General features: G+C 41.2%; 9 protein-coding genes. 4 read left to right on the top strand and 5 right to left on the bottom strand.

The window, feature by feature from the left end:
- Positions 1 to 26 precede the first annotated feature (26 nt).
- The 4 genes from B2W36_RS05825 to B2W36_RS05810 all read right to left on the bottom strand — a co-directional run bounded on the left by B2W36_RS05825 (position 27) and on the right by B2W36_RS05810 (position 3,018).
- The gene (locus B2W36_RS05825) at positions 27 to 1,178 is read right to left on the bottom strand and encodes a hypothetical protein (RefSeq protein WP_293886824.1); all 1,152 of its coding nucleotides are present in this window, start codon (positions 1,176 to 1,178) and stop codon (positions 27 to 29) included.
- Between the two features lie 91 nt (positions 1,179 to 1,269).
- Complete coding sequence (locus B2W36_RS05820) at positions 1,270 to 2,019, bottom strand: alpha/beta hydrolase-fold protein (RefSeq protein WP_293886823.1); 750 nt, start codon at positions 2,017 to 2,019, stop codon at positions 1,270 to 1,272.
- 37 nt (positions 2,020 to 2,056) lie between these two features.
- Positions 2,057 to 2,395, bottom strand: coding sequence for a hypothetical protein (locus tag B2W36_RS05815; protein WP_293886822.1), 339 nt, complete (start codon positions 2,393 to 2,395; stop codon positions 2,057 to 2,059).
- A 74-nt stretch (positions 2,396 to 2,469) separates the two neighbouring features.
- Positions 2,470 to 3,018 (bottom strand): helix-turn-helix domain-containing protein, encoded by a 549-nt coding sequence (locus B2W36_RS05810; protein ID WP_293886821.1) that lies wholly within the window; start codon positions 3,016 to 3,018, stop codon positions 2,470 to 2,472.
- A 637-nt stretch (positions 3,019 to 3,655) separates the two neighbouring features.
- On the opposite strand from B2W36_RS05810, the gene B2W36_RS05805 reads away from it, so the two are divergent.
- From B2W36_RS05805 to B2W36_RS05790, 4 genes are read left to right on the top strand one after another with little or no spacing between them, the layout of a single operon-like run.
- Positions 3,656 to 4,030 carry a hypothetical protein gene (locus B2W36_RS05805; RefSeq protein WP_293886820.1) on the top strand — a complete coding sequence of 125 codons (375 nt, stop codon included), beginning with the start codon at positions 3,656 to 3,658 and terminating at the stop codon, positions 4,028 to 4,030.
- Positions 4,031 to 4,048: 18 nt separating this feature from the next.
- A complete protein-coding gene (locus B2W36_RS05800) occupies positions 4,049 to 6,268 on the top strand; it encodes a TlpA disulfide reductase family protein (RefSeq protein ID WP_293886819.1) in 2,220 nt (739 codons plus the stop codon).
- Between the two features lie 9 nt (positions 6,269 to 6,277).
- Positions 6,278 to 9,448, top strand: coding sequence for a SusC/RagA family TonB-linked outer membrane protein (locus B2W36_RS05795; RefSeq protein ID WP_293886817.1), 3,171 nt, complete (start codon positions 6,278 to 6,280; stop codon positions 9,446 to 9,448).
- 5 nt (positions 9,449 to 9,453) lie between these two features.
- Entirely contained in the window at positions 9,454 to 10,818 is a 1,365-nt protein-coding gene (locus tag B2W36_RS05790) for a RagB/SusD family nutrient uptake outer membrane protein (protein WP_293886815.1), read from the top strand.
- A 51-nt stretch (positions 10,819 to 10,869) separates the two neighbouring features.
- On the opposite strand, the gene B2W36_RS05785 is transcribed toward B2W36_RS05790, so the two are convergent.
- Complete coding sequence (locus tag B2W36_RS05785) at positions 10,870 to 11,202, bottom strand: hypothetical protein (protein ID WP_293886813.1); 333 nt, start codon at positions 11,200 to 11,202, stop codon at positions 10,870 to 10,872.
- Positions 11,203 to 11,207: the final 5 nt, after the last annotated feature.

Raw genomic sequence — 11,207 nt, 5'->3', positions numbered from 1 at the left:
ATGCTTTAAAACTTTGGTCGAAAATGCTAGGTCTTCACATTCGAAGCCGAGAGTTTTTCTTCGCCATCAATCAGTATAATGTTTTTAAGTTTATCTAAGTTTAGTTCTTTTAGGATCTTTAAAGCACGAGCACGCTCGGTTTTATTGAAGTATAAAATGGCAATTACAGATAGATCGGTATTATTAGCTTTTTTATAGATATCAACTTGATATTGGAGATTTTGTTTAAGCTTAGAGCTTTTCGCGAGTTTAAGTTCGATTACTGTTTTGTCATTTGCACCTTTGGAAACGGTAAAATCGACTGGCCCTCTTCCATTGTCAACTTCTGAATTTATATCCCAGATTGAATCTGAACAAATTGATTTTAAAACCAATTGGAACGCAGACTCATTTTGATTTTCAGGGCTCCTGAAGACCCTATTGCCATTGTTATTTTCAATGAATCTCTTCAATAATTTGACACGATAGATCGCCTCTTCATATGAACTTTTTGTTTTCCTACCTGTTGGATACGTAAACCTCTCATAGCGCTCGATCTCAAGTATTTCCCCCTCATTATTATTAACTGCATTTAGAGAAGGAATCGAAAACCTTTTATTTTGCGATGGATTTTCGTGGTGTAACCTTGTCGCTTCTTCTAAAGAGCTACATTCAATTACTTCAGCCATTAAAGCGTTAAATTCATCTTCTTCAGAGTCTTTGAAATAATCAAATAGCTCCTTGAGGTCTCTATCTAACAGTGAGAACACTAATTCAAGCGTAAGGAAATTTGAATTTGTTTCTTTTCTGAAATTGAGATACTTATTCTTGTATGCAATTACTACCGGAACATCATCAGACTCAAAGGTAGATTTAAAATTCGTTGCTGCGGATGAAATGATATTGCTGATACTAGATTTTGCTTGGTCTCCCGACCATATTTTTAGTTCGGTCAATTTGTCCATCACAGGATCATATATATTTGAAAGGAGAATATCGAATTTAGGGCTTATTTCCTCTTGAAGGAGATCATACTGCTGTTTATCACGATAATTATTGTGAGGTTTTAATTGATTCCTTTGTCTTATTAGCTTTTCGAGTTCTTCACAAATCGGTAAATACTTTTGTATATAATCCTTTTTGTTTGAATCTAGAAAGCTAATGAATTCGAAGATATTCTGTATTTCTTTGGTAATCATCTTAAGTGGTTATAACAATGGTACTTTTTAGAACTAGTGCATTCTAATATACATAATTCAACAAAAATTGATGCTAACCTTTGCTTTAAAGTTATTCAACATTTGTCGGCTTCCTCTGCATCAGCAACCACTCATAAATCCAGGGCTCAGTTTCATAGAGGTATTGGATGCCGTGGCCTTCACCTGCAATGCGGTGGAAGATGATATTCCCCTCGCATTTACTAAGAAAATCGGCTATTCGCTCTGTTTCATGTATGGAGATTTCTTTATCCGCCGTTCCGTGATAGGTCAGGATGGGAACGTCTTTGAGGGTGCAAATTCTAGTGGTGTCACTATCATTCACACCACCGCATAATGGAACAATGGCTGCGATTTTTTCAGGGTGATCTAATGCTGCGATGTACGTTCCGTATCCGCCCATACTTATTCCGGTTACGTAGACGCGACTTTTGTCGATGCGGTAGTTTGTGGTTACTTCATTGTATAGCGAATCAAACCAATTTTCCGTGGACCAATATTTTCCGTCAGGACATTGGGGGGCGACCATAACAAAATCAAAATCCTTTCCTTTGTCTACTAAATAGGGAAGACCATAGCCCTTTAACTTTTCTAAATCATTACCTTTTTGTGAACCGCCATGAAGATAGATAACCAGAGGATATTTAGACGTGGCTGTATTATAGTTTTTAGGCAGATAGGTTAAGTGTTTATAGTTGACTTTTAGCTTTTCTTGAGCAATTGAATGCGATATAAAAAGAAAGCTAAAAATGATAATTGAAAGAATATTGACAAGTATATGGTTTCTCGATTTGAAAATTATGATGAACGATTGAAACGCCATTTTAATGAAATATTGGTAACATATCTAAGTTACGTTATTAGATGATTTTTTTTTCGAATTCAGACAAATCATCTAACATGAGTAATTTAATTTCTTCGACTTGCTCGCTACCGGGAATATCTGTGCCTAAAATATTATGTCTCGTAGTCCACTCTTTTCCTATAGATCTTCCTAAGTTAACAATGATGTGTTCGAGATGGTCCCCATTGTCCATTTTTGATCCAATATGTTTAATCAAAGGCGCTTGCCTTCTGTTGAAGTCAATCAGATATTTCGGTACTTTATTCTCATAAACTATCCACTCATCTATAGAAAGTTCGTAAAAAGGCATCGCTCGAAATTGTCCCTCTTCAGTTTCAAATAAGTATGTTTCCATCTGTAATATTACGATCTCCATAATAATCTAATCGAAGCTATATGACATATAATTGAATTGGTTGCAAATATTCTCTATTTTGATTTTCTAAATTTGTAAAAATTTATATTACCTGCTTTTCTGCTTTCTAACAACCCATCTTTGACCCAATTACCTAAAATAGTTGAAATGGATGAGCTCAATTTGGAATTTTTTTCGATACCTTTTTTATCAATCAAAAGATTTCCAATTTGCTCTACCGTAGTTTCCTCTTCGAACAATTCTTCAGAGGAAGTCATATCTTTAATTTTTGCAGTCAAGTTTATACGGGCCAGTCTGTCAGGGGGCAGAGCTAATCTAGGGCCTACGGAGTAAGTAATCATTGCCTCTTTAAAAAGGGTATGAAATCCTCTGCCAAGGGTAGACGCGTATTCCATGTACTGATCAATATCATAACTTATTCCTTCTTCAACATTCCAAACTGCGGATTTGGACAAGTTAGACATAAACGCTATATCATCTAAAGAGAAGTTATCTTCCTGCCGTAATTTTCTTAGGTGTTGACCTAATATTTTTCTTATTTCTGGAAACATGTCTTTTCTAGGCTTCCTTCCCTTCGAGCTTTTCCCTGTTAATTTAGTCATTTTTATAGCTTTTTGGTAATGTTTGTATTCAAATGACTTAAATTTGATTAGGCTTATTGTTCTTAAATAAGAAACAAATTTTGTTATTTAAAAACTAAAAACTATATTTGTATTAGTATATAAGTATAATGATATGTAGTATGTAATAAGAAAATAGAATATTTAAGAGTCTCGTAGATCGAAGTTGACACCCAAGGTGCGAGACGGCAAGATTTTAACCATTGCCCTGCTTTTGCTATATTTGATTAATGGCAGGGGATGGTCTTGCTGTGAAGCCTTTGTCCTTGGGTGTCACTAAGATCTCAAAGTGTGGAGCGGGCCATCTTCCTGCCTATATATTATAGAGACTCGTTACCAATAGAACGAGTTATGAACAAAAAACAACAATCAAAAAACATTATCACTGCCCCCGAGTAGCTCGGCTGGTTTGGCCAAATAAGATTTGGCTTCTCTTTGCCATGGACCGCGTTACGCCAATATTATATGCCTTGTGACCCCTCATTCAAACGCGCTCTGGCTCCCAGAATGAATTAATTATTACTAATGTGAACTGAGTAACATCAGGCTCCCAATAAAAAGCTGATTTCGATCGGAGAGGGGATGCTATGTACTTTCGGTTACGAAGATTTACTGAAAAATGAACAGGAATTTAGCGCGACAATTGGCTTTTGATTTGATGATTTTTGATGTCCATAAGGTTGACTATGATCCTCTAAAGGAGATTGAATCTTTTTGGAATCACTATGCGCTAGAGACTATCTCTGCTAATATATTGCAACTGTTGAGCACGTACCTGGATGGCGGTTTAGAGGAAAATAAACCCCTTAAAGATGCGGAAATGCAGGAATTTGCAACTGCCATGTACCGTGTATTGATCGCATACTGTGTTGCCAGTTATCGCCATATCGATCCTAGTAAAGTGCAGCTTTCTGCTGAGGCTAAAGTGCGCATCAAAAGAGAGATCGAATTGAGCAGAGAAATCGCCGAGTTCTTCAGTAGGTTATCGAAGTAACCACTAACAAACTAAATAATGAATATCCTGAAATTTTTAGCCTTTGTAATGGGCTGTATAATCTATATATTTAAAGTACCTGTGAAGCACTGCTTAAGTGCAGCTATAGCGCGATTTACGCAACTGTTGCGTAAGAATGTTAGACTAAAAAAGCGCTTTAATAGTGAAATTCAAAACCAAATTAAAACAGCCGTTTCCTCGGGCAGCCTTCGGGTTTTGCTTGAGGATCGTTCGACACTGCTTCGTACTAACGTCGACTCTTCTTCGGGAACGCTTCGACTGTTGTTCGGCAGGGCTTCGACTCCTACCCGAAGCGCAGTCGAAGCCCTGCCGAAGCCGAGTCGAAGAGTCCCCGACCATGTCTCGAACATGTCCCAAAGAAATCCCAAAGCTGAGCCGAAGGCCAGCCGACTAGAGGGAGAGGTATCACCTTCTAGGGACTTTTGCCTGACCAACTTCGCCCCAATTCCTGCCTTTCATGCGGTCGGCCTCGGGTTTTGCTTTACCGTTACTCGTATTTTATCCGAAGGAGACCCGAAGCCCACCCGAAGAAAATTCGAGCAATGCTGGGAGAAAGGGGGAAATTGGTTACCTATTGAGCAGGTATTGGTTGAGAAATCAGTAGTAGATCCTGTATCAGCCAATACAGTTGAACCTAAACAGTCTGTTTTGAGGTCTTTTAACACGATGTGTAGCTCTCTTGCGTTTTGTCTCGATACTTTGCTTGCCACAAGTAAAGTGGTTGCTCAGCGGGCTTTAAAATGCTTTTTATCTGTTGCAGATTATAAGCGTGCCTATCGCATCATTTTGACATGCTTGTTTTTATGTTTAGTTTCTATGTTTAGTTTATCGGCTCAGACGCCCCGCAAGGACAGCGGGGCCGATGGGCCAATGGTTGTCCCGAATGCCAAATCGTTATATATCGGTGATCGTATACCTGATGAATTCTTTGCACATCAGAACCGCTTTGTCGATTGGGTCAGTCAGAAAACATTTACGCGTAATCTGGAGGCCGATCGGGATAAGCTAATCATTCTTGATTTTTGGGCTAGCTGGTGTAGACCCTGCCTGGGCTCGCTTATGCATCTGCATGAAATCCTGCCCGATCTGGATACAACCAAAATTACGATTGTACCCGTTAATTACGAACCTATAAATAAATTCCAGCACTTGATGGATCGGTTTAAATGGAACCATCAGACAATCTATGCGGATACTTTTTTAATGCAGTATTTTCCCAAGCGATCTATTCCCCACATGGTATGGATCAAAGATGGTCGCGTAATTGCCAAACCTTATGCGAAATACGCCACCGTTAAGAATTTAAAGAATGTGTTGGACGGTGGGATGCCCAAAATGTATAATGCATTGAATGTGAAATTAGCCGATCTGTCAAAACCACTTTTTAGCAGTGATAATGCCCCTACAACGGTTTTACATACCGAGAAGTTTTTTAAGATCGGAGGCTACGTGCAGGAGTATGCCAGAAATAGTAGTGGTGTTGAAGTGCAGGGCGATAGTATTCTTTTTTATGGGATAAACCAAAAGTTGGATTATCTGCTCTACGATATTTTTAAAAAGGATATTTTTCCATTTTACGATATTGAAAATAATGCTGTTAGAATAGAACTTACCGCAGATGATAGAAAATACTTGGTATTGGACACGAAGCAAACGGCAGGATTGTCCCCTTATGCCATAGATTCGCTATACGAGGCTTGGTCTCAAAGAAACTTGTTCAGTTATGAAATGCGTATCCCAAAATCCTTGGGAAAGGAAAAGGGATTCGCTCTGCTGCAGCACTATTGGGCCGAGTATCTGAAAAAGTCGAAAGGCTGGAATGTGCACATCGGACTGACCCCGCCAGTAAACTATCCGGTCATCAGCGTGAAAAATTCCATTTTGGAAACCAAAAGGCTGTTTAGCCGTCCGCTCGAGAAACGTGCAGGTGACGAATACCTACAATATGACCCGTCCAAGGAAAAAGATAATGAACATAAGCTCTCGCTTGTCATAGCTGCGTTGCTGGCCAAAACAGATGGATATCAAATCGATGTGGATAATGCTTTTAACCGCATAGGGCTACCAAAGGATTTTCCGTATGCATATGAATTGCCGCGAAGGTATTTTACCAAGTCCAAACTAACGCCCGAAGAATTGAAAGCCTTTTTGGATACCTATGGACTGAAAGTGGAAATAGAGAAAAAGCCCGTGCCTGTTTTAGTTATTAATAATTAGGGAGGTGCCGTGCGATATATTTATATTATTTTATTTCTTGTCGTGGCACCACAGGTGGTGCTGGCACAGACATATGTTGGTCGGCTGATAGGTCGTCATGGTGCAAGTCTACCGGGAGCGACCATAGCAACTTTTCCTGATCAAAGACAGCTCAAAACAGATTCGTCCGGTTATTTCTCTTTCGACAAAAAGAAAAGTGAACAGATCAGGATTACGATGGTGGGCTACGCTCCAATGTCGATAGCGCTAGGAAAGACGCGGGATCTAGGAACGATACAGTTGCGATACGCCGAAAATCAATTGGACGAGGTGATTGTCAATACAGGTTATTACACGCTGAATAAGAATATGCTGACGGGATCTTTTGCAACCGTAGATCAGAAAACGCTCACGCGTAATCCTGCCGGCAATATCCTGGATCGCTTGGAAGGCGTCACCAGTGGTCTGCAGTTTGACCGCAGTCTGAGTGTGGGTGAAAATAAATTCCCCAATGCATTGCGCGTGCGGGGAATAAGCTCCATTCAATCTTCGACTGAACCTTTGGTGATATTGGATAACTTTCCTTATGAGGGCGATATCAATGCAATCAATCCAAATGATATTGAAAGTGTTACTGTATTGAAAGATGCAGCTGCTGCGGCCATCTGGGGAGCTAAGGCGGGGAATGGCGTAATCGTCTTAACGAGCAAAAAAGGAAGCCTCGGTGCGCCGCTCAGGTTGTCTTTTCAAAGTAATTGGCAGCTGACACAAAAGCCTGACCTTTTCTACAGTAGACAGTTTCTACCTGCTAAGGATATGATGGAGGTAGAAGAATACCTGTATGGCAAGGGAAACTATTACAACATGGAATCGCTCTATATCCCCGATTATGTCGGATTGTTGTTTAAACGCGATGCTAATGACATCGCAATAGCAGATTTTGAAACGATCAAAGCGCATATGCAGCAGCAGGACATACGCCAGGAAGCCAAAAAATTAGTGTACCGAAATGCGCTAAGCCAGCGCTATGCAATACAGGCTAGGGGAGGTGCCGAACAGAGCAGCTACTTTATCTCGGGCAGCTACGACCGTAATCCACAATCGATCATTGGCAATAGCGACCAGAGACTGACCTTCAACATCGATCACGATTTAAAAATCGGTAATCGATTGACAGTTAATACGTACTTGCGTTACGCAGCAGATAAGGAACAGCAGAATGGTTATAGACTACAGCAGCTCACAGCTTCGGGCTCAGGGTTGTCTCCTTATGTGTTTTTACAAAATACAGACGGCACGCCTGCAAGCCTAAATTATCAGTTTAACCACGCCTATCGCGACGGCGCCGAAAGTGATGGGCTACTGGATTGGACTTTTAACCCACTTGTAGACCGCAATAGGCGCGATATCAGTTCTTTTTCCAAACAGCTTACGCTAGGTACAGGGTTAAATTATAAAATTGGAAGTGGTTTTTCTGTGAATTTAAAGTACCGTTACCAGCATCAGGCCGTAAAGCAGCAGCATCTTTATGATGCTGACAGTTATTTTGTTCGCAATCTGATCAACCAGTTTACACAGGCAGATGGCACAAGAGTTGTCCCGCTCGGTGGAATCAAAGACGGGCAAAACAGCGAGATTATTGGGCATAATGGAAGGATTCAGCTGGATTATACGCGGCAATGGAGTATGGATCATCAATTGGTCGCGCTGGCAGGCGCGGAGATCAGCCAAAATACACTAAGCCGGGATATCGGGTACCGTCTATACGGCTATCGTGCCGATAATGGGACATACCTGACGAACCTCGATTACAGCAAACAGTATGCAATGCGGCCTAATGGGGCAAGCGTGATTCCGGCAACCCCGTTTGAAGAACGTTTTACCGTAGATCGCTTTATCTCTTATTTTGCCAATGCGACCTATCTGCTAAATAGGACACATGGTATTAGCGGAAGTATCCGTTGGGATGCCTCGAACCTTTTTGGCGTAAAGACTAATCAACGGGGTGTACCATTGTGGTCAATTGGCTTGTCCGAACAGTTGTTGCCCCTGTTCGCGGATCATGCCAAGTGGTTGGATAAACTCACGCTGCGTACCACCTATGGCTATAGCGGAAATGTGAATAATACCATCAGTGCATATCCATCCATGCGGATCAGTAGTGCCAACCTGACGACAGGTTTACCATATGCAAAGCTGACAAGCGCCGGAAACCCTAATCTGAGGTGGGAGAAACTGACTACCTTGAATGTTGGTCTCGATTTTTCTGTGCTCCAGCAAAGGGTGTCAGGGTCGGTAGATTACTACGTTAAGTCGGGCAAAGACCTGATCGGGCCGAATTATCTCGATCCCAGTACGGGTATATCACCCGAAGGAACGAGTTACTATATTGATAATAGGATCAATTATGCTAACCTCCGTACAAATGGCGTTGACCTCACCTTCGCTGTAAAAGCGTTGCAGGGTGTAGTCAGGTGGGATATCAATCTTCTCTGGAGCATGACCAAAAACAAAGTGACCAAGTATATGGCGAATGATGCTATAACGATGGCACAAATGGTAAGCAATGCACAACCCCGTGTTGGCTATAGCCGCGATGCGCTGTATGCTTGGAAGTTTAACGGTATCAGTGCTGAAAATGGCCAGCTGATAACCCCGGATGGTGATCAGAATTATATGAAGTATGCAACAAATGCGACTTTGGATGATATTATATTTATAGGTCCAAATTTCCCGCCTTATCAGGGATCTATGCGCCATCAGGTCGCGTACAAAAATTTCGAACTAAGTGCCAATCTGGAGTGGAAAAATGGCTTTTATTTTCGTCGTAACACAATCGACTATTTTAAGCTTTTTTACAGTGGAATCGGACATCAGGACTACTTGAACCGATGGCAAACACCGGGTGATGAACTGATAAGCAGCGTTCCGGCAATACCTACTGCCGTAGACGTCTATCGCGATGCCTTATATACAGAATCCGAATTGATGATTGAGAAAGGTGATTTTATCCGTCTGTCGGATGTGCGTTTATCTTATCAACTGCCAATGGCCAAAAAGGCTAGATTACATGTTTTCGGCTATGTACGTAATGTTGGCATCCTCTACAGGGCCAATAAGGTTGGATTGGATCCGGATGTGGTAGCAGCAGCATATCCTGCTCCCCGAACATATACAGTAGGTCTTCAATTAGAATGGTAAAAAAAATGAAAAAAGTAATTATACTGGGATTGCTCTTTGCCTTGAATAGTGCTTGCAATCCCGATTTTCTCGATATAAAGAGAGACCGCAAGCAAGTCATCCCCATCTCTTTGGACGATTTTAATTTACTCCTTGGTGATGTGAGCCTTTTTAGCGGAAGCAGTGCTTCCTCGATGGCTACAACCGCGGGCGAAGAATTTACGATAAGTGAAAATTCTTGGGATCTGCTCACGACTCTGGGCGAGAAAAATGCGTATCTCTGGCAGGATGAAAGATTTATGGGTACTGAATGTCCGGATTGGAATTATGGTTACAAGCGGATTTTGTCGGCTCATATTATCTTGGAAGGGCTTGCCAAGATTGAGCGTACTTCCGGCAATGCAAACGTATACGATCAGATTAAAGGAAAGGCTTTGTTCCATCGGGCTAATGCCAACTTTCATCTGGCCAGCGAGTTTGCCGCTCCGATAGGAGATGAGGAGCATAGAGCCTATGGCTTGCCCTTGCGCAAGTCTGCCGATCCACAGGAAGTGTCGATTCGCTCTTCGGTATCCGAGACGTACGATAGTATACTGGAAGATCTTTTAGCAGCACAGCAATTGTTGGGTGATGAATCGACTGATTTTTATCAGCCGTCAAAAAGTACTGCTAATGCAATGTTGGCTCGTGTATATCTCGCTATGGGACGCTACAATGATGCGTTGGAGGCAGCGAAAATGGTACTCGACGGTGCTGGTAAATTATTGAATTATCAAAACTTTTCGGCAAGTAGCCGTTACTCGTTCCCAAGTAGAGGTGTAGGTAATTCAGAGATTCTTTTCTATGATCAAGGTTATTCTACCGAATCCGTAGCGCCTACCAAAGGACGGATAAATGCTGATCTTATAACAAGCTATGCCGAGAACGATCTTCGGAAAAATTTATTCTTCAAGCTGGAATCCGATGGGTTATACTCTTACAAAGGTTCATATGTAGGGTCCAGTAGTGTATTCACCGGCTTAGCGTTGGATGAAATGTATTTGATTTATGCGGAATGTTTGATCAGAGCAGGACAAGTACAATTGGGGTTAGATAAGTTAAATGAGTTGTTGGTAACACGTTTTGCAAAGAATACCTACCAAGAATACAAAGGTTTGGAAAAAAACGCGGCGTTGGATCTGGTATTGCTAGAGAGACGTAAACAGCTACTGATAAGAGGGCTTCGATGGATTGATCTGAGACGGTTTAATTTTATAGAGAACCGAAATATTGAACTTCATCGTACGTTAGCTGGGAAAATCTATACAATAATGGCAAAAGACTTGAAATATACATTTTTGGTACCCAATAACGTTATTATTAATTCAAAAGTTACTCAATTTCCACGCTAAAAAATAGCCCCATATCGTTAGATATGGGGCTATTTTTTTGAATTTTAATGATTATTTATAGTTTGTGCGATCTAATTCGGATACCCCCGGAAGGCTTTTAGCAGCTGAGACCTGCAGTCCGTCTAGATTAAAATTATTGTCATTTTGCAACTGGATGGTACAACGCTCCGGGTGAGGTTCGCTTTCACATTCCCCACCTTGGCTTGGATCCATCGTTACGGCACCAATGGTGTCGTTATCTGGATTTGTTCCTTGATTCTGAATTAAATACCAATTCGTCGCAAACATCGATTTTGCATAACTAAAACCTCCATAACCCAATAAAAGTGTCATGGCAAATACGGCCAAACCGTGTTTTTTAATAAAATTACCTGAATTTCTCATGTCTT

Source organism: Sphingobacterium sp. UBA3549, from assembly GCF_002376635.1.
Taxonomy (GTDB): Bacteria; Bacteroidota; Bacteroidia; order Sphingobacteriales; family Sphingobacteriaceae; genus Sphingobacterium.
The sequence above is the reverse complement of the archived record's forward strand: the minus strand, read 5'-3'. Positions and strand labels throughout refer to the sequence as shown.